Origin of the sequence: Janthinobacterium sp., from assembly GCF_009923995.1 — a bacterium.
GTDB lineage: Bacteria > Pseudomonadota > Gammaproteobacteria > Burkholderiales > Burkholderiaceae_D > Janthinobacterium.
This window is the reverse complement of record NZ_RFSK01000043.1, coordinates 1-18,864: the sequence shown is the minus strand read 5'-3', so window position 1 is coordinate 18,864 and position 18,864 is coordinate 1. Positions and strand designations below refer to the sequence as shown.

The following is an 18,864-nucleotide window of genomic DNA, read 5'->3' as shown; positions in this document are numbered from 1 at the left end:
TTTTTATGGACTTTAAAACAATTTTGTTTTACGCCTTCGCGCTGATTCTGATCATAGCGGCGACACGCGTCATCACGGCCCGTAATCCGGTCCACGCAGTACTGTTCCTGGTACTGTCCTTCTTTTCCGCAGCGGGCATCTGGATGCTGCTGCAAGCTGAATTCCTGGCCATCGTGCTGGTATTGGTGTACGTCGGCGCCGTGATGGTGCTGTTCCTCTTCGTCGTCATGATGCTCGATATCAATATCGACCGCATGCGCGAAGGCTTCTGGGGCTATCTGCCACTGTCCGTCACGGTGGGCGTGATCATCGTGCTGGAAATGGCGGCCGTCCTGTGGCACGGTTTCCGCAACTTCGCGCCGAGCATCGCTCCCGTGAACGTCAACCTGGGCGGCACCAAGGAACTGGGCCTGTTGATCTACACCAAATATGTGTTCGCTTTCGAGATCGCTGCCGTCGTGCTGCTGGTGGCCATCGTTGCCGCAGTTGCTTTGACCCTGCGCAAACGCAAGGACACCAAGCATTTTGCTCCGGGCGATGCGGTACGCGTCAAGCGCAACGACCGCCTGAAGATCATCAAGATGGACGCGGTCGTCGAGCGTCCTGCAGCTGAGCCGGAAGTTAAGGAGGCACCATGACATTATCGCTCACACATTTTCTGGTCCTGGGCGCGATCCTGTTCGCAATCTCGATCATCGGTATTTTCCTGAACCGCAAGAACATCATCGTATTGCTGATGGCAATCGAATTGATGCTGCTGGCGGTGAATATGAATTTCATCGCGTTCTCCCATTTCATGGGCGACGCGGCCGGTCAGATCTTCGTTTTCTTCATCCTGACGGTTGCCGCCGCTGAGTCGGCTATCGGTCTGGCTATTCTGGTGGTGATGTTCCGTAATCTGGATACCATCAACGTCGAAGACCTGGACAGCCTCAAAGGCTGATGTTTTTCAGACTCGATCTCTCGAATAATAACGATTAAGGTTCATCATGGCGGGGCAACTCCTCAACCCTAACCTCCTTCTTGCCGTACCGCTGGCGCCGCTGGCCGGTGCCGCGATTGCAGGCTTGCTTGGCACCCAGTTCCTGGGTAATTTGGTCGGACGCAAGACGTCGCATACCGCGACGATCCTGGGCGTACTGATTGCATTCATCCTGTCCGTGCAGACATTGCTGGCAGTGATGGATGGCGCGACATTCAATGGCACGATCTATAACTGGATGACGATCGGCACCCTGAAGATGGAAGTGGGCTTCCAGATCGATTCGCTGTCGGCGATGATGATGTGCGTGGTCACCTTCGTCTCCCTGATGGTGCATATCTACACGATCGGCTACATGAAGGACGACGAAGGCTACAACCGCTTCTTCGCCTACATCTCGCTGTTCACATTCTCGATGTTGATGCTGGTCATGGCCAACAACTTCCTGCAGCTGTTCTTCGGCTGGGAAGCCGTGGGCCTGGTTTCCTACCTGCTGATCGGTTTCTGGTACCAGCGTCCGACGGCCATCGTGGCCAACATGAAGGCTTTCCTCGTCAACCGCGTGGGCGACTTCGGCTTCATCCTGGGCATCGGCCTGCTGCTGGCCTTCGCCGGCACCATGAACTACCAGGAAGTGTTCGCCAAGAAAGACGAACTGGCGTTGCTGACGATGCCGGGCACCGACTGGGCCCTGCTGACCGTGGCCTGCATTTGCCTGTTCATCGGCGCGATGGGCAAGTCGGCGCAGTTCCCCCTGCACGTGTGGCTGCCTGACTCGATGGAAGGTCCTACCCCGATTTCGGCACTGATCCACGCCGCGACGATGGTGACGGCCGGTATCTTCATGGTCTCGCGCATGTCGCCGCTGTTCGAACTGTCCGACACGGCACTGTCCTTCATCCTGGTGATCGGTTCCATCACGGCACTGTTCATGGGCTTCCTGGGCATCATCCAGAACGACATCAAGCGCGTCGTCGCTTACTCGACCCTGTCGCAGCTGGGCTACATGACCGTGGCGCTGGGTTCGTCCGCGTACTCCGTGGCCGTGTTCCACCTGATGACGCACGCATTCTTCAAGGCACTGCTGTTCCTGGGCGCCGGTTCCGTCATCATCGGCATGCACCACGACCAGGACATCCGCAACATGGGCGGCCTGCGCAAATACATGCCGATCACCTGGATCACTTCCCTGATCGGTTCGCTGGCCCTGATCGGCACGCCGCTGTTCTCCGGTTTCTACTCGAAAGACAGCATCATCGAAGCCGTCGAAGCGACGCACATCTGGGGCGCTGGCTTTGCCCAGTTCGCCGTGCTGGCTGGCGTCTTCGTGACCGCCTTCTACTCGTTCCGCATGTATTTCCTCGTCTTCCACGGCAAGGAGCGTTTCGGCCAGGCGCATGCGCACGGCCATGACGACCATCACGCACCGAAAGCGGCCCATGGCGCGCACGGCGATGCGCATGACGATCATCACGAAGAGGAAGAGGACGACCACGGCCACCATGGCCTGGAACCTGGCCAGAAGCCGCATGAATCCCCGTTCGTCGTGTGGTTCCCGCTGGTGATGCTGGCGATCCCTTCCTTGATCATCGGCTACCTGACGATCGGCCCGATGCTGCATGGCGATTTCTTCAAGGGCGTGATCTTTGTGGGCGAAAACCATCCAGCAATGGAAGAGTTGTCGCATGAATTCCACGGCGCAATGGCGATGGCCATCCACGGCCTGTCGACGGCACCGTTCTGGCTGGCATTGTCCGGCGTGGTGGCAGCCTACTACTGCTACATGGTCAACCCGCGTGTACCGGCCTGGTGCTTTGCCAAGTTCCACGCGATCCACACCCTGCTGGACAACAAGTACTACATGGACAAGTTCAATGAAGTCGTGTTCGCCGGCGGTGCCCGCTTGCTGGGTAATGGCCTGTGGAACTTCGGTGACAAGAAGCTGATCGACGGTTTCGTCGTCAATGGCAGCGCCAAGGTCGTCGCCTGGCTGTCCTCGCTGTCGCGAGTGTTGCAGACCGGCTACATCTATCACTATGCATTCGTGATGATCCTGGGCGTGCTGGGCTTCCTGATCTATTTCCTGCCATTCTGGCCCGCTAAGTAAGCTGACCTGATAAAAGAATACTGAGAACCATGATGCAGTCTACGATTTCTACACTACCTCCTTACCTGAGTCTGTCGATCTGGGTGCCGATCATTTGCGGCGTCCTGGTCCTGGCTCTCGGCCGTGACAGCAAAGCGGGCTTTACCCGCTGGCTTTCGCTGGCTGGCGCCGTGCTCAGCATGCTGTGCACCTTGCCGCTGATTCAACATTTCGACAACGCCGCCCACGGCATGCAATTCGTCGAAAAGTCGCCCTGGATTGAAACCTTCAATATCTGGTACTCGCTGGGTATCGACGGCCTGTCCCTGTGGTTCGTGCCGCTGACGGCGTTCATCACCGTCATCGTTGTCATTTCCGCATGGCAAGTGATCGAGAAGCGCATCGCCCAGTACATGGGCTCCTTCCTGATCCTGTCGGGCCTGATGATCGGCGTGTTCTGCGCGCTGGACGGCTTGCTGTTCTACTTCTTCTTTGAAGCAACCCTGATCCCGATGTTCATCATCATCGGTATCTGGGGCGGTTCGAACCGCGTGTACGCGTCGTTCAAGTTCTTCCTGTACACCTTCTTCGGTTCGCTGCTGACCCTGGTTGCCATCATCTACCTGCGCAATGTGTCGGGCACCTTCGATATCCTGGCCTGGCATGCGTTCAAGCTGACGATGAACGAACAGATCTTCATCTTCCTGGCCTTCCTGATGGCGTTTGCCGTCAAGGTGCCGATGTTCCCCGTCCACACGTGGTTGCCGGACGTCCACGTGGAAGCGCCAACGGGCGGTTCCGCCGTGCTGGCCGCCATCATGCTGAAACTGGGCGCCTACGGCTTCCTGCGTTTCTCGCTGCCGATCACGCCGGACGCCAGCCACTACCTGTCGGGCTTCATGATCACCCTGTCGCTGATCGCCGTGATCTACATCGGTCTGGTTGCCCTGGTGCAAACCGACATGAAAAAACTGGTCGCCTATTCGTCGATCGCGCACATGGGCTTCGTCACCCTGGGCTTCTTCATGTTCAACGACATCTCGGTGCAGGGCGGTATCGTGCAGATGGTGTCGCACGGCTTCATCTCCGGCGCCATGTTCCTGTGCATCGGCGTGCTGTATGACCGCATGCATACCCGCAACATCGCCGACTACGGCGGCGTCGTGAACCGCATGCCGAAATTTGCCGCCTTCTTCGTGCTGTTCTCGATGGCCAACTGCGGTCTGCCAGCGACCTCCGGCTTCGTCGGCGAGTTCATGGTGATCCTGGGCGCGGTGAAGTTCAACTTCTGGATCGGCCTGCTGGCTGCAACGGCACTGATCTGGGGCGCGGCGTACTCGCTGTGGATGGCCAAGCGTGTGGTGTTCGGCAAGATCAAGAACAAGCACGTGGCTGAATTGACCGATATCAACAAACGTGAATTCTTCATGCTTGCTGTACTGGCCATCGCCGTGCTCGTAATGGGTCTGTACCCAGCCCCGTTCACCGACACGATGCAAACTTCGGTTGCTGACCTGCTGCAGCATGTCGCCACCAGCAAGTTGCCTTAAATAGAAGACCGATAACATGACTAATGCACCTAATCTGGTACCGCTGTACGCGGAAATCTTTCTGCTGATCGCCACGTCGGCGCTCTTGCTGATCGATATGTTCTTGCCTGCGGCGAAGCGTTCGATCACCTATGCGCTGTCCCTGCTGACCTTGGCCGGCTGCGCCTTGCTGACCGTGGGCGACTTCAACGCGGGCACCACCGTCTACACGTTCCATAACATGTTCGTGTCGGACCCGATGTCGCAGCTGCTGAAACTGTTCTCGTACGGCGCCGTGGCACTGACCCTGATCTATTCGCGTGCCTACGCTACCGACCGCAGCATGCTGTCGGGTAACCTGGGCGGCGAGTTCTACGTGCTGGCCCTGTTTGCACTGCTGGGCCAGATGATCATGATCTCGGCCAACAACTTCCTGATCATCTACCTGGGTCTGGAACTGATGTCGCTGTCGCTGTACGCGCTGATCGCCTTGCGCCGTGACAATGCCAAGGCCACGGAAGCGGCCATGAAATACTTCATCCTGGGCGCGCTGGCTTCCGGTTTCATGTTGTACGGTATCTCGATGCTGTACGGCGCCTCCGGCACCCTGGACTTGAGCGAAGTGCGCGTGGCCCTGGAAAACGGCAAGACCAACGGCACCATCATGGTCTTCGGCCTGGTCTTCCTCGTTGCCGGCCTGGCCTTCAAACTGGGCGTCGTGCCATTCCACATGTGGGTGCCTGACGTGTATCAAGGTTCGCCGACGGCCGTGACCCTGCTGCTGGGCGGCGCGCCGAAGCTGGCCGCGTTTGCCATCACCCTGCGCCTGCTGGGCGAGGGCCTGCTGCCGATGGCGCATGACTGGCAGCAAATGCTGCTGGTGCTGGCCGTGATGTCGCTGGCCATCGGTAACTTCACCGCCATCGCGCAAACGAACCTGAAGCGCATGCTGGCGTACTCGACCATCGCGCAAATGGGCTTCGTGCTGCTCGGTCTGCTGTCCGGCACCATGGACGCGCCGAACAACACCCTGAACGCGGCTGGCGCAGCCACCGCCTACGGCGCCTCGATGTACTACGTCATCACCTACGTGTTCACCACCCTGGGTACCTTCGGCGTGATCATGTTGCTGGCACGCAATGGTTTCGAAGCGGAAGAACTGGCCGACTTCAAGGGCCTGGGCAAACGCAGCCCGATTTTCGCGCTGGTGATGACCCTGTTCATGTTCTCGCTGGCCGGCGTGCCGCCGCTGATGGGCTTCATGGCCAAGTACTCGGTGCTGGCATCGGTATTGGCCACGGGCCAGCTGTGGCTGACCATCGCCGCCGTGCTGTTCTCGCTGATCGGCGCCTTCTACTACCTGCGCGTCGTGAAAATGATGTGGTTCGACGAGCCGACCGACAGCAATGCGCTGGTCGTGCATGGCGACATGCGCGTCGTGCTGGCCCTGAACGGCGTGTTTGTCCTGGCGCTGGGCGTGATGCCTAACAGCATCCTGGCTGCCTGCGCGACGGCCATCACCAAGACCCTGGCGTCCTGACCGATGGATGTCACCGTCTCGAGCTGGCTGGTGATCGCCCTGGGCATCCTGGGCGCCAACCTGCCATTTCTCAACGAGAAGCTGTTTGCCGCCGTGCCCTTGAAAAAGGCCGCGCCGGCGGAGCAGGGCTGGCGCAAGCCGCTGGCACTGCGCCTGCTGGAGATGGTGATCCTGTATTTCATCGTCGGCGCCGTCGCGTTCGCGCTCGAAGCGCGCATCGGCAACGCTTTCCCGCAGACGTGGGAGTTCTACGCCATCACGGGATGCCTGTTCCTCGTGCTGGCCTTCCCGGGATTTGTCGCACGCTACCTGCGCAAACGGCGCTAGAACGCTGACCAAACCTGCTGCGCGTCGCGCTTTGCGGCCTGCGATGCTCACTGTGCTCAAGCACAGTTCCGCTTCTCAGCCACAAATCACTGCCGCTCGCGACGGTTTTGTCAGTGTTCTTCCCCTCCGAAAGCGGCGCCTCTGGCGCCGTTTTTTTATTGAGTAAAGGAATTCCATGGATACGAATCTGATTGAAACCAAAGTGGATGGCGAGCTCGTCTACCAGGGCGGCTTCCTGCGCGTGCAGCGCGACCGTGTCGCCCTGCCTGACGGCAAGATCACGGCGCGCGAATTCGTCCTGCACCCGGGCGCCGTCGTCATCCTGCCGCTGCTCGACGATGGCACCGTGCTGATGGAGCGCCAGTACCGCTATCCGCTCGGCCGCGTCTTCATCGAGTTCCCGGCAGGCAAGATCGACGCGGGCGAGTCGCACCTGGCCTGCGCCCGGCGTGAACTGCTGGAAGAGACGGGCTACACGGCGACCGACTGGCAATTCGTCTCCACCATCCACAATGCCATCGCCTATTCCGACGAGCACCTGGAACTGTTTTTGGCGCGGGGACTCGTGGCAGGCGAACGCCAGCTCGACGAAGGCGAGTTCCTGGAAACCTTCACGGCCACCGTGCCGCAGCTGCTGGACTGGGTCAGGGACGGCACCATCACGGACGTGAAGACCGTCATCGGCATCTTCTGGCTCGACAAGATTACCAGCGGCGCCTGGCAGGCGGCTTGATGCAGCGCATGCGCACGGCGATCTTCCTGCTGCTGGCCCTGGCCAGCCTGGGTGCGCACGGCGCTGCGCGCACGCCGTTCCAGGTGCGCTGCGAAGACACGATCAGCAAGACGGTGTCCGTGCTGACGGCGCAGCAGAACGGCTACAGCATCGACACGCATCTGCCCTACAAGGCGCTGACAGTGATGAAGGGCACGGCGCGGGCGAATACCTGGGTGCTGGGCCTGACGAAGACGGATTCGCAGGTGCAGATCGGCCTGGCCGGCCCCCTGCTGCAGGATCCCGCCAGCGGCTACGAATGCGTGGCGCCGCAGATCAGCGTGAAGATTACCTACGCGCCCGTGGTGATCTACATCGGCCGCGAGTTTGCCCCCGGCACTTGCGCGTATGATGAGATACTCGCGCACGAGCTGCGGCACATGAAGACCTATATGGAGCATTTGCCCCGCGTGGAAAAGACCGTGCGCGCCGCGCTGGCCAGGCGCTTCGAGGCGCGTCCCCTGTATGCGCCCAGCGGCACGGCGAAGGCGGCGCTGGCGCGCGAGATCGATACGGGCTGGCTGCCCTACATCAAGGCGGAAATGCGCAAGGTGGAAGTCTTGCAGGCGGCTATTGATTCTCCGCAAGAATATGCGCGCCTGGGCAAGGCGTGCAAAGGCGAAATCCAGAACATCCTGGCGGGCAAGACAGCGCCCGCCAACTAGACAAGGAATGGCATGACCGCAGCACCGAACACCGTCCGTTATTTTGCGCTGATCCCTGCCGCCGGCGTGGGCGCGCGCATGGAGGCGGGCAGTCCCAAGCAATATCTGCCCATCGCGGGCAAGCCCATGCTGCGCCACGCGCTCGACGCCTTCATCGCCAGCCCCCTGATCGCGCATACCTATGTCGTCGTCAGCGCCGACGATGGCGTGATTGACACGGTCGTCCCGGGGCAGGGCGTCACCGTGCTGCGCTGCGGCGGCGCCACGCGCATGGAAAGCATCCTGAATGGCTTGCAGGCCATGCACGGCGGCATCGATGCCCGCGACCAGGTGCTGGTGCACGATGCCGCCCGCCCCGGCCTGACGCCGGCGCTGATCGAAAAACTCATCATGGAAGTGGGCGCGCATCCGGCCGGCGGCCTGCTGGCCTTGCCCGTGGTCGATACCGTCAAGCGGGCAGGGCCGGGCGCCATCTCGGCGCAGACGGTGCCGCGCGACGGCCTGTGGCTGGCGCAGACGCCGCAGATGTTCAGCTATGCCCTGCTGCACCGGGCCTTGTCCGAAGCGCCGGATCCGCACGCCATCACGGACGACGCCAGCGCCGTCGAAGCGCTGGGTCTGGCACCGAAGCTGGTCGAAGGCCACCCGCGCAACCTGAAGGTGACCCTGCCGCGCGACATCCAGACGGCCGAACTGTATTTGTCCCACCCTTGTACCCTGAACAGAAAGACCGCATGACGACCACCACCACTCCCGTACTCCCGTTCCGCATCGGCCAGGGCTATGACTGCCACGCGCTGGTGGAGCACCGCGACCTGATCATCGGCGGCGTGAAGATTCCCCATCACCTGGGCCTGCTGGGCCACTCCGACGCCGACGTGCTGCTGCACGCGATCACGGACGCGCTCTTCGGCGCCGCCGCCCTGGGCGACATCGGCCGCCATTTCCCCGACACGGACGCGCAATTCAAGGGCGCCGATTCGCGCACCCTGCTGCGCGAAGCCGCGCGCCGCGTGCAGGCGACCGGTTATGTCATCGGCAACATCGACGCCACCATCATCGCCCAGCGCCCGAAGATGGCGCCGCACATCGCCGCCATGTGCGCCAACGTGGCCGAGGACCTGGGCGTGACTCTGGGCCAGGTCAACATCAAGGCGAAGACGAACGAGAAGCTGGGCTACCTGGGCCGGGAAGAGGGCATCGCGGCCGAAGCCGTGGCCTTGCTGCTGCGCGCCTGAGGCGGCGGGCGGTAAATATTGCTGATTTTCAATGATTTCTGTGAATTAATATTTCCAAAGTGAAATTTGGTGAAAATTTAACGTTGTTGTCATGATAATATGCGTGCGCTTTTTAGACGCGACAAGACGTCATCTTTCTAACCACGGGAATATTAGAGAACGGAATCATATGAAGAGTCGTATGCAGGGGCCGGCATTGCGCTGGCTGGGCGCCAGTCTGCTGGCCATGGCCATGCTGGCCGGATGTGGCGGCGGAAGCGGCAATGATGGCAGCGTCGTGACGCCGCCCGCGGCCGTCGTGCCGCAGCCCGCCATCCTGTTTGCCGGCGCCGTGTCAGCGGCGGCCGAAGGCGCCGACGCCATCGGCACCATGGGTGCGCCCATCGAACTCGATGCGAGCGGCAGCAAGGATAGCGATGGCAATACCTTGACCTTTGCCTGGAGCATCGTCTCCAAGCCGGCGGACAGCGCGCTCAAGCTGGACGCCGCCAGCGCGGCCAAGCTCAACTTCCAGGCCGACGTGCTGGGAACGTATGTCTTCAAGCTGCGCCTGGCCAATGGCAAGGGCGGCTCGGTCGACAAAAATGTCACGGTACTGGTCAATAACCGGGTGCCGAACGCCGTCGTGGTGGTCAATGCCACCTTCACGGCGCAGCCGGTCGTCAAGCCAGCCATGGCCATATCGGTGGGCTCCGGCATCGTCCTCGACGCCACGGGCAGTACCGATGCGGATGGCGACAAGGTCACCACCACGTGGGAATTGATGCAGAAACCGTCCGGCAGCGCGTCCGTGCTGTATGCCACAGGTCAAACGGCCCGTTTCTCGCCGGATGTGCTGGGCCTGTACATCGTGCGCGCCCGTGGCGCGGACGGCAAGGGTGCCTATGCCGAGACGGTGTACCAGTTCGACGCCAACAACAGCTTGCCGACGGGCGTGATCCAGGGCACGGTGGCCGTCGTCAGCCGCAACAATCAAACGGTTCCCGTCGGCCAGCCGGTGGTGACCAGCGGCATCCTCAGCTATGACGAGGGCGGCGCGAAATTGAGCTACGCCTGGGCGGTGGACAGCCGGCCTGCCGGTTCCGTCGCGACGCTGGGCGCCGCCACGGCTGCCATACCGTCGTTCACGCCGGACGTGGCCGGTGCTTACGTGCTGTCGCTGACGGTGAGCAATGGCCGCCAGACAGCGGTCGCCTACCTGAAACTCAATGCCGTCACCTCGACCTCGAGCGTGCTCGCGTTGCCGTTCAAGCCGCTGGACATGCGTTACAGCGTGGCGACCGACCGCCTGATCGCCATCACGGCCGAGCCGAACGCCATGAAAGTCATCAATCCGGTCGATGGCGCCATCACCAGCATCGATCTGCCGACGACGGTCAAGGCCTTCAATCTGAGCCCGGATGGCAAGCTGGCCGGCGTGCTGCATGATGGCGTGGTCAGCCTCGTGGACCTGGTCGCCGGCACCGTGCTGAAGTCGACGGGCACCGGCGGCACGCAGACGGAAGTATTCGTCACCAATGACGGCGTGGTCTTCCTCTCGGGCCAGACGCTGTCTTCCTCGGCGCGCCCGGCGGTCGCCGTCATCAATGCCCGCACGGGGCAGGCTTTGCCTGCGCTCGATTTCAGCGCCGGCGGCGGCTTCTACGGCGTCCTGCGCGGCGCGTTCGCCGTATCGAAGAGCAAGGTCTTTCTCGCGCCGGCTGGCAGCTCCAGCCTCTCGTACTTCACCTTCGATCCGCAAACGAATGCCATCCTGACCAGCGGCAATGTTTATAGCGATTACTACATGACGTCGCCGCTCTTCCTGTCGCCGAAGGAAGATCTGCTGTTTTCTGCAAATGGTACGTATTTCAATACCGAAACGCTGAAATATGTGGGGCGCTTCATCCTCGGTATCGGCAACAGCGGTCAGACCAACGCCATGCTGTCGATGAGCTATTCGCCTACCACGGCAGAAGTGCTGCTGATGGAAAGCTCGCTTGATTACGTTTCTTCGGGCTACGATACGACGTACCAGACCAGCTACAAGAAATATACCGGCGAATTGCTGTTCCCTGCAGGCAGCGTCAGCCTGCCCGTGATCGGCGGCGAAGCCAGCTATGGCCTTGGCGTCTTCCATACATCGGCCGGCGAGTCGCTCGCGGTGGTGCAGACGGGCGGCGCGCAGAAGGGTTACGCGCGCGCCAAGTACTACCTCGTGTATCGCTGATCGCATGCAAACGGCGGCGCGTCCGCCGTGCAAGATGTGATATTTTAGAAGGCGGCGGGATGGTCGACACCATCCCGGCCGCCTTTTTTCATAGCCGACACAGGAGAATTCGGGATGCTCATCATCAAGCGCACACGCCTTGCCACCGCACTGTTGCTGGGGGCCTTCGCGGCATCGGCCATGCCCGCCCACGCCGAACTGGCCGCCACGGGCGAGCCGCCGGCCGCGCGGCAGGCCTGGAAAGCCGAGACGGTAGCCGAGGGCGTGCGCCAGCCGTGGGGCATCGCCTGGCTGGGCGAGGGGCGCGCGCTGGTCACCAGCAAGCAGGGCAGCTTGCATTTGCTGAATGGAAAGACTTTTACCGACGTGGCGCTGGAAGGCATGCCGGCCGTCTTCACGGGCGGGCAGGGCGGCCTGCTCGATATCGTGCTGCACCCGCAGGATGCCAACAAGCCGAATCCGCGCGTCTACATGACGGTGTCGACAGGCACGAATGACGCGAACCGCACGACCCTCGTGCGCGGCGTGTTCGACGGCAAGAAAGTGACGGGCATCCAGACCCTCTTCAAGGTATCGACCGACAAGAGCGGCGGCCAGCACTTCGGTTCGCGCCTGCTGTGGCTGCCGGACGGCACCCTGCTGATGAGCGTGGCCGATGGCGGCAATCCGCCCCTGCGCATCGGTGACCGCCTGGCGCGCGAGCAGGCGCAGAACCTGGCCACGCACCTGGGCTCCATCCTGCGCCTGACGGAAGACGGCAAACCGGCGCCCGGCAATCCGCTGGCGGCCAAGGGCGCCCTGCCGGAAATCTGGTCGTATGGCCACCGCAATGTGCAGGGCCTGGCGCTCGATCCCGCTTCTGGGCGCGTGTGGGCCACGGAACACGGCCCCTACGGCGGCGACGAGCTGAACCTGGTGGTGGCGGGCGGCAACTACGGCTGGCCCCTGCAAAGCTATGGCGCCGACTACAAGACGCATGAACCCGTCGGCAAGCACGAGGTGGCGGGGATGATCAATCCGAGCGTGGCCTGGGTGCCGTCGCCGGCGCCGTCGGGCCTGGCCGTGTACACGGGCGACAAGATTGCCGCCTGGCGCGGCAGCATTTTCAGCGGCGGTCTGGCGGCGCAGGACATCCGCCGCATCGCCGTCGATGCGCAGGGCAAGGTGACGGGGCAGGACCGCCTCGCCATCGGCGCGCGGGTGCGCGACGTGCGCCAGGGACCGGATGGCTACCTGTATGCGCTGACGGATGAAGTCAACGGGCGCTTGCTGCGCATCGTGGCGCAGTAACCCGCCAGGCGCCATCTTCGCTTAAGATGGCGCCTTTATTTCAAGACAAGGTGGCGGCATGGCCCGTGATACTTATGCATACCGGCACGTTGCCGTCGAATCGCGCACCATTCATGGCCGCGTGGAAATCCGCCCCGTGCCGGGCCAGGCCTTTTCGCCCGAGCTGGCCGTGCAGTGCTCGCGCCGCCTGGCCGACCTGCAGCGCTACCCGCTGGGCAGCCGTTTTTTACTCTTCGCCAAGCTGACGGACCGCCTGGGCGGCACGCCCTTCCTGTATGCGTATCACGGCGACGCGGATGTGGTGATGACGCCGGCCGAAGTGACGAAATTCCTCGGCGAATTCCGCCGCGGCCGCATCTGACGGGGCCGGCTTCCTAGGCTTCGCAGGCGGCGCCCGCGTCCGCCTTGGCGGCGGCCCGTGGCTTGCCAAAGAGCGCGACCGTCAGCGCGCAGCCGAGGGCGAACAGGCCGCCCAGCACCATCGCGCTGGGCACACCCAGCCGGTCGACGGACATGCCGCCCAGCAGGGCGCCCGAGGCCAGCGATACCTGCACGATGGCAACGAACAGCGCGCTGCTGCCTTCCATCAGGTGCGGCGCCGCCTTGAACATCCACGTCTGCACGGCGATCGGCATGGCGCCGAAACCGAAGCCCCAGATGGCCACCAGCAGCATGGCGGTGAGCGCATGGCTGCCCAGCGCGGCCAGCGCCAGGGTGGACAGTCCCAGCACGGCGCCCGTCACGAGCAGCGCGGCCCGTTCGTGGCGCCCGGCCGCCCAGCCGCCGACGAGGTTGCCGATGAAGCCACACGCGCCGTACACGAGCAGCATGGCGCTGACGGTGCCGGCCGCCAGGTGCGATACCTGCGTGAGGAAGGGCGCGATATACGTGTAGGCAGCGAACTGGCCCGTGAACAGCATGGCCGTGGCGATCAGTCCCAGGCGCGCCTTGCGGATGCCGAAGATCATCGGCAGCTGGCGCAGGCGGATGGCCTGCGTGGGCGGCAGCTTGGGCAGCAGCAACAGCTGGCCGATGAAGACCAGCACGGCGATGGCGCTGGCCGCGCCGAAGGCCACGCGCCAGCCCACCAGTTCGCCCACGAGGGCGCCGGCCGGCACGCCCGCCACCGTGCCCAGCGAGACGCCGGCAAAGATGATGGACATGGCGCGCGACGCGTGCTGCGGCGCCACCAGGCGCGGGCCGATGGCGCTGCCGATGGCCCAGAAGCCGCCCACGCCCACGCCCAGCAGGGCGCGCCCCAGCAGGATCCAGCCGTAGGAGGGCGCCAGCGCCACGAGCAGGTTCGACGCGACCAGCAGCGCCGTCAGGGCCAGCAGCACGATGCGGCGGTCCAGCCGGCCCGAGCCGATGGTGACGCCGATGGCGGCGAACGCGGCGACGATGCCGGGCGTGGTGATCATCAGTCCCGCCTGGCCCTTGCTGATGGCCAGTTCGGCCGCCATGGCGGGCAGCAGGCCCACGGGCAGGAATTCGGACGTGACGAGGGCGAAGGCGCCGATGCCGACGGACAGCACGGCCAGCCAGGGCGCCACGGTGGTATCGTCGCCGGTGGCGGCCGGAGCGGAGGGGGAAGCGGGTGGTGTTTGCATGGTGAAAATCCTGAAAGACGGGTCTAGTGTTTTTAACCGGTCGGTATATAATCAGGGCAGGCAGACAGTGTTGTCAATAATTTTTTACCGAACGGTATGAAACAAGATAAAAAAGAAGACGCGGCCAGGGCGAAAACGGGCCGGCCCCGCACGTTTGATGCGGACGAGGCGCTCGATTGCGCCATGAAGGTGTTCTGGGAAAAAGGCTATGAAGGCAGTTCGCTGCCGGAACTGACGAAAGCCATGGGCATGAACCGGCCCAGCCTGTATGCCGTCTTCGGCAACAAGGAGCAATTGTTCCACAAGGCGCTGGAGCGCTACAGCGACACGCGCATGCGGTTTTTCGACGCGGCGCTGGAGCAGCCGACGGCGCGCCTGGTCATCGAAGCCTTGCTGACGCAATATGTCGATGCGCAAACCATGCCGGACGGCCCGCATGGCTGCATGGGCGTGAATGCGGCGCTGGCATGCAGCGACGATGCCTTGCCGATCCGCGATGAATTGTTTGCGCGCCGCCTGCGCGGTGAAATCAAGCTGCGCGACCGCTTGCGGCGCGCCAGGGACGAGGGCGACCTGCCCGCCGATTCCTGTCCCGAGCAGCAGGCGCGCTTCGTCGTCACCCTGTCGCAGGGCATGGCCATCCAGGCGGCCGCCGGCGTCTCGCGCGAACAGCTGCACCAGATGGTGGCATTGTTGTTGCGCAACTGGCCCCTGTAGCGCGCCGCCCCGTCCGGGTCAGCCGATGGTCCTGGCCAGGTCGCTGGGGGCCTTGCGCCGCCAGGCGGCCGTCAGGGCGGCGGCCAGCATGTCCAGTTCGGCATCGGCCAGGCGCACCGTGATGCCGGCCAGGCGCTCGCCCCACCACAGTTTTTCGCAGCCGGCCGGGGTGATGACGGTGGCGATATGCGCCGCTTCCGCATCGAGCAGCACGTTGATGTGCTCGTCGTCGGGCAGGGTGGCAAAGATCTTCCCGCCCACGCGGAAGGCCGGACGGTCGTGGTGTTCTTCCTCGGTGGTGTCGGGAAACGACAGTGCCAGATAGCGCAGTTCTTCCAGGTCGACCATTTCCTCTTTCCCCCCTCATGGACAGATAGTAGCGTGTATGCATTTTGCCATGCTGTTTCACCGCGTGGTGCAGCGGCGTGCGAAAAGAAATGCGCGCAATGCGACAGTGGCCTGGCCGTTTGTGGTGCTCGCGCGACACGCCGCCCCCTGGGAATGCCGCGGCACGGGGCGCAGCATAGGGGCGCGCGGGGGAATTTTTTCGTGCCGGTTCTTGATTGCTAGAAAAATATCTTTCATGGCAAAAAGAAAAATACTTTTCTTATGGGGAAATTAAGATAGAATAGCTTCATCGTCTTGCCTGACCCGTCAACTGTCTGGCTTTGTCCCGGGAACCCGACCCCTTTCCAGGACGCTTGGCTGCCGCCATGGCACCAGGTCCGCGCCGTACTGCGGAAGCTCACGCCACCGACCGCTCATCTTTGCAATCTTTAGCGCGCTACGCCGACACGCCTCAATGCAGCGTGTATTCAGCCCAAGCGCCTGCCTGCTGCGCCCACTGAATACTTACTTATTGGATACCATCATGAAAAACTTGCCTAAAATTGCCCTGTCCCTCATCGCCGTCGGCGTGTTTGCGCAGGCGAACGCCAGCACCATCACCCTGTCCACGGGCTTTTCCGATGCCAGCGCACAAGCGTCGGCCGCCGCCTACGCCGCCGTGGTGAACGCCGCCGTGGCCGCGCCGGGCGCGGGCTACGGTTCGACGACGATTGCCAGCTATGACAACGTCAACAACAGCAGCCTGTTCGGCAGCAACACGAACATCGCCTTCAAATCCGTCATCAACTTCGGCGTCAGCGCCACGGACGCGGGCGCCTGGAGCTTCCGCAGCGGCGTCGATTTCGGCAAGGGCGGCGCCCTGTTCCTCGACGGCGTGGCGCTGGACGTGAAGAGCAACGACATGTGGTGGGCAGGTAACTACAACAATGCCAGCCAGTTCCTCAGCGGTTCGGGCTCCCTGGCGGCCGGCAACCATACCCTGACCATCTATGGCTTGGAAGGCTGCTGCGATGGCGGCCAGCAAGTGCAGTTCAAGGCGGGCAACAGCAATTTCGCCAGCTTTGCCGCCAATGACGGCCTGGTCTCGGCCGTGCCGGAACCGACCACCTACGCCATGCTGCTGATCGGCCTGGGCTTGCTGGGCTTTACGGCACGCCGCAAGCAGGAAGCCAAGTTCTAAGTCGCCGCGTCCGCCGCGCCCCTGGCGGCGCAGGACGTAAAAAAGCCCGCCGGTCCGCAAGGACCCGGCGGGCTTTTTGCATGGCGGGCCACGATGCCTATTCGTCGCCGTCGCCTTCGCTGTCGTCGTCCGCGCCGCCCTTGGCCGACTTGCCCCGTTCCGTATCGACGCCTTGCTGCAGGCTGGCCGCCTCCTGGAAGAACGTGGCCGTCGCATGGTTCGGACTCAGGCGCAGTGCCGGCGGGTAGAGCACGGACATGTAGGGTTCGTCGGCCAGGCGGCCGCTGATCTGCAGGTTGCTCAGCAAGATCAGGGTCGAGCCGATGATGGCCAGCACCACGGCGACGAGGGCGAAGCGGCGCGGATGCTGCGGCTTGATCGTGCACAAATGGAAGTAGATCATGGCACAGACAATGACGATGAACATATGCCGTCCATAGCGCGTCAGCACTTCCAGCGACAGCGCGTAGGCCGCCATGCTGCTGCCCAGTTCCCACACTTCCATGGCCAGCAAGCCGCAGCCGATGATGAACAGGTGGCGGCCGAAACGCGCCGTCTGGCCGAACAGGCGGTTCGCCACGGCCCAGATCGACGCCCATATGAGGCCGGCGCCCACTGCGTAGGCGATGATCATCAGGTAGGCAATCGGATCGAAGGCTTCCGCGTCGCTCAGCCAGTTGCTGAAGGCGGCCGAGGCGCCGATCATGGCCAGGCCCGCCACGGCGGGGCGCAAGCCCTCCCAGTCGTGCATGGTGGTGTCGCTCAGTTCGGGCGCCACCGGATGGTCGCTGGAGCGCACGCGCAGGCGCGTATGGCCCAGGCGCACGACGCTGTCGCCGTGCAATGCCACCTGCAGCTGCCGCTGGCCGCGGTGGATCACGCCGTTGTGGCTGCCCAGGTCGCGCAGCAGCAGGCCGCCGGCGCCGTCGTCCTCGATGACGGCATGCGCGGCGGCCGTGTGCGCGTCGTCGAGGATGAAGTCATTGTCATAGCCGCGGCCGATGCGGATCGGCAGGGTGGCTATGCGCTGGCGCTGCTGCACATCGCCATTCTCGGCGAGGATTTCGAGGTAGTAGGGCGGCTTCATGGCTGGCGTGCGCCGGTGGGCGATGGCGTGCGCGACAGCGCTTCGAGGAAGGCGCGGGTGACGCGCATGCCGTTGGCGTAGGACACGCCGCGCGCGTCGATGCGGCTTTGCAGGTTCATCAGTGGCTCATCGGTGCTGGCGGCCAGCAGGGCAAAATCGTACAGGCCGGTAAACTTGCGGTAGGCGCGCACGCACATGACGGCGCGCAGGGGCAGGGTCTTGTTCTTGACGAACTGCTCGATGCAATGGGGGCCCGTCAGGTTGGCGCTCTTGTAGCTGCCGAAGCTTTCATTCTTGAACGAGGTGCTGGCCAGCTCGGCAAAGCGCAGGGCGCCCAGTTCGCTGCTGCGCAGGAATTCATGGCGCATCGATACTTGCCCCGTCTGCAGGGCGCCGGAAATGAAGATGGCCGATTCCATGGCGCAGCTGGTGTTGTCAATCGTGTAGGGCTTGTCGGATTTCACGTTGGAGCGGCCCCAGCAGCGCATCTGGTCCGATTCGCGCACGGGCACGCGGTATGGTCCCATGGCTTTCAGGCTCAGGGGCTGGTCCAGCAGGCGCGCCAGCATCACGTCCTGGTGCGCCAGCAGCTGCGCCGTCACCAGCGGCTTGAAGTCCTTCGGCGGCTTGCCCTGTTGCGCCACCTTGGCCAGCAACTGCTGGGCGTAGCGGGCCGGCACGAGGAAGCTGACCAGTTCGCCATCGAGGCGCTTCGACACGTTCACGCCGGCCACGTCGCCATTCGCCGTGACGCTGGGGCCGCCGCTCATGCCGGAATTGATCGGTCCCGTAAACATCAGCTGGTCATAGAAGCTGCGCGTGACGACGCCGTTGTACGACCCTTCCGAGATGGCGAAGCCCAGGTCCAGCGGATTGCCCATGGAATACAGGTATTGGCCCTGCGTCAGGGGCGCCAGCTGCTCCGGCATCTTGAAAAAGCCCGTGCCGTGGCGGTTCACGCGCAGCACGGCCAGGTCGTGCAGCACGTCGACGGCCAGCAGTTCCACGTTGCCCCGCTGGCCGCCCGTATCGACCCACTCGCCCACGTAGGTATCGGGGTCGAGGGCGAATTGCGACACGACGTGGTAGTTGCTCACCACCAGGTCGCCCGTGCCGATCAGGAAGCCCGAGCCGACGGAGGATTGCGTGCGGCCGTTTTTCAGCAGCACGCGCACCTGCAGGATGTCGGCGCGCGCGGCCGTGTACAGCTTTTGCGCGGCGGAGGATGGCGGCGGCAGGGCGGCGTGTTCGGTAGCGGCGGGCGCGGCGGTGGCCGGCGGCGGC

19 protein-coding genes are annotated in these 18,864 nt (G+C 63.2%); 15 read left to right on the top strand and 4 right to left on the bottom strand.

Translation table 11 applies throughout. From position 1 onward, the window contains the following. Positions 1-5: 5 nt before the first annotated feature. From EBS11_RS19545 to EBS11_RS19485, 13 genes are all read left to right on the top strand, one after another. Positions 6-638: an NADH-quinone oxidoreductase subunit J gene (locus EBS11_RS19545; protein ID WP_076567084.1), complete on the top strand. Its 633-nt coding sequence runs from the start codon at positions 6-8 to the stop codon at positions 636-638. Further along, entirely contained in the window at positions 635-943 is a 309-nt protein-coding gene (gene nuoK, locus EBS11_RS19540; protein ID WP_290605520.1) for an NADH-quinone oxidoreductase subunit NuoK, read from the top strand. The genes EBS11_RS19545 and nuoK overlap by 4 nt, the downstream gene beginning before the upstream one ends. A 46-nt stretch (positions 944-989) precedes the next feature. Further along, positions 990-3,089 carry an NADH-quinone oxidoreductase subunit L gene (gene nuoL, locus EBS11_RS19535; RefSeq protein ID WP_290605518.1) on the top strand — a complete coding sequence of 700 codons (2,100 nt, stop codon included), beginning with the start codon at positions 990-992 and terminating at the stop codon, positions 3,087-3,089. Between the two features lie 29 nt (positions 3,090-3,118). Next, the gene (locus tag EBS11_RS19530; RefSeq protein WP_290605516.1) at positions 3,119-4,618 is read left to right on the top strand and encodes an NADH-quinone oxidoreductase subunit M; all 1,500 of its coding nucleotides are present in this window, start codon (positions 3,119-3,121) and stop codon (positions 4,616-4,618) included. Positions 4,619-4,634: 16 nt separating this feature from the next. Further along, positions 4,635-6,137, top strand: a complete 1,503-nt coding sequence (gene nuoN, locus EBS11_RS19525; protein ID WP_290605514.1) for an NADH-quinone oxidoreductase subunit NuoN — start codon at positions 4,635-4,637, stop codon at positions 6,135-6,137. 3 nt (positions 6,138-6,140) lie between these two features. Further along, on the top strand, positions 6,141-6,464 hold the full coding sequence (locus EBS11_RS19520; RefSeq protein ID WP_290605513.1) for a DUF2818 family protein: 324 nt from the start codon (positions 6,141-6,143) through the stop codon (positions 6,462-6,464). A 175-nt stretch (positions 6,465-6,639) separates the two neighbouring features. Beyond that, a complete protein-coding gene (locus EBS11_RS19515; protein WP_290605511.1) occupies positions 6,640-7,197 on the top strand; it encodes an NUDIX hydrolase in 558 nt (185 codons plus the stop codon). Continuing rightward, positions 7,197-7,901: a hypothetical protein gene (locus tag EBS11_RS19510; RefSeq protein ID WP_365955775.1), complete on the top strand. Its 705-nt coding sequence runs from the start codon at positions 7,197-7,199 to the stop codon at positions 7,899-7,901. Before EBS11_RS19515 ends, EBS11_RS19510 begins: the two co-directional genes overlap by 1 nt. A 12-nt stretch (positions 7,902-7,913) precedes the next feature. Beyond that, positions 7,914-8,639: a 2-C-methyl-D-erythritol 4-phosphate cytidylyltransferase gene (gene ispD / locus EBS11_RS19505; protein WP_290605509.1), complete on the top strand. Its 726-nt coding sequence runs from the start codon at positions 7,914-7,916 to the stop codon at positions 8,637-8,639. Further along, on the top strand, positions 8,636-9,139 hold the full coding sequence (ispF, locus tag EBS11_RS19500) for a 2-C-methyl-D-erythritol 2,4-cyclodiphosphate synthase (RefSeq protein ID WP_290605507.1): 504 nt from the start codon (positions 8,636-8,638) through the stop codon (positions 9,137-9,139). Before ispD ends, ispF begins: the two co-directional genes overlap by 4 nt. 169 nt (positions 9,140-9,308) lie before the next feature. Continuing rightward, positions 9,309-11,348: a hypothetical protein gene (locus tag EBS11_RS19495; RefSeq protein ID WP_290605506.1), complete on the top strand. Its 2,040-nt coding sequence runs from the start codon at positions 9,309-9,311 to the stop codon at positions 11,346-11,348. A 114-nt stretch (positions 11,349-11,462) separates the two neighbouring features. After that, complete coding sequence (locus EBS11_RS19490) at positions 11,463-12,638, top strand: PQQ-dependent sugar dehydrogenase (protein ID WP_290605504.1); 1,176 nt, start codon at positions 11,463-11,465, stop codon at positions 12,636-12,638. Positions 12,639-12,696: 58 nt separating this feature from the next. Further along, positions 12,697-12,999 (top strand): hypothetical protein, encoded by a 303-nt coding sequence (locus EBS11_RS19485; RefSeq protein ID WP_290605502.1) that lies wholly within the window; start codon positions 12,697-12,699, stop codon positions 12,997-12,999. 13 nt (positions 13,000-13,012) lie between these two features. Here the strand turns inward: EBS11_RS19485 and EBS11_RS19480 are convergent, their stop codons facing one another. Further along, positions 13,013-14,248, bottom strand: a complete 1,236-nt coding sequence (locus tag EBS11_RS19480) for an MFS transporter (protein ID WP_290605500.1) — start codon at positions 14,246-14,248, stop codon at positions 13,013-13,015. 96 nt (positions 14,249-14,344) lie between these two features. Here EBS11_RS19480 and EBS11_RS19475 point away from each other — a divergent pair, with 96 nt between their 5' ends. Continuing rightward, a complete protein-coding gene (locus EBS11_RS19475) occupies positions 14,345-14,965 on the top strand; it encodes a TetR/AcrR family transcriptional regulator (RefSeq protein WP_290605498.1) in 621 nt (206 codons plus the stop codon). An 18-nt stretch (positions 14,966-14,983) separates the two neighbouring features. On the opposite strand, the gene EBS11_RS19470 is transcribed toward EBS11_RS19475, so the two are convergent. Then, complete coding sequence (locus EBS11_RS19470) at positions 14,984-15,313, bottom strand: MmcQ/YjbR family DNA-binding protein (protein ID WP_290605496.1); 330 nt, start codon at positions 15,311-15,313, stop codon at positions 14,984-14,986. Positions 15,314-15,836: 523 nt separating this feature from the next. On the opposite strand from EBS11_RS19470, the gene EBS11_RS19465 reads away from it, so the two are divergent. Beyond that, positions 15,837-16,493: a CCXG family PEP-CTERM protein gene (locus EBS11_RS19465; protein WP_290605494.1), complete on the top strand. Its 657-nt coding sequence runs from the start codon at positions 15,837-15,839 to the stop codon at positions 16,491-16,493. Positions 16,494-16,590: 97 nt separating this feature from the next. On the opposite strand, the gene EBS11_RS19460 is transcribed toward EBS11_RS19465, so the two are convergent. Both EBS11_RS19460 and EBS11_RS19455 read right to left on the bottom strand, forming a co-directional pair. Beyond that, positions 16,591-17,580: an FHA domain-containing protein gene (locus tag EBS11_RS19460; RefSeq protein WP_290605493.1), complete on the bottom strand. Its 990-nt coding sequence runs from the start codon at positions 17,578-17,580 to the stop codon at positions 16,591-16,593. Beyond that, a partial coding sequence (locus EBS11_RS19455; protein ID WP_290605491.1) for a serine protease occupies positions 17,577-18,864 on the bottom strand: 1,288 nt, incomplete at its 5' end. The genes EBS11_RS19460 and EBS11_RS19455, both read right to left, overlap by 4 nt.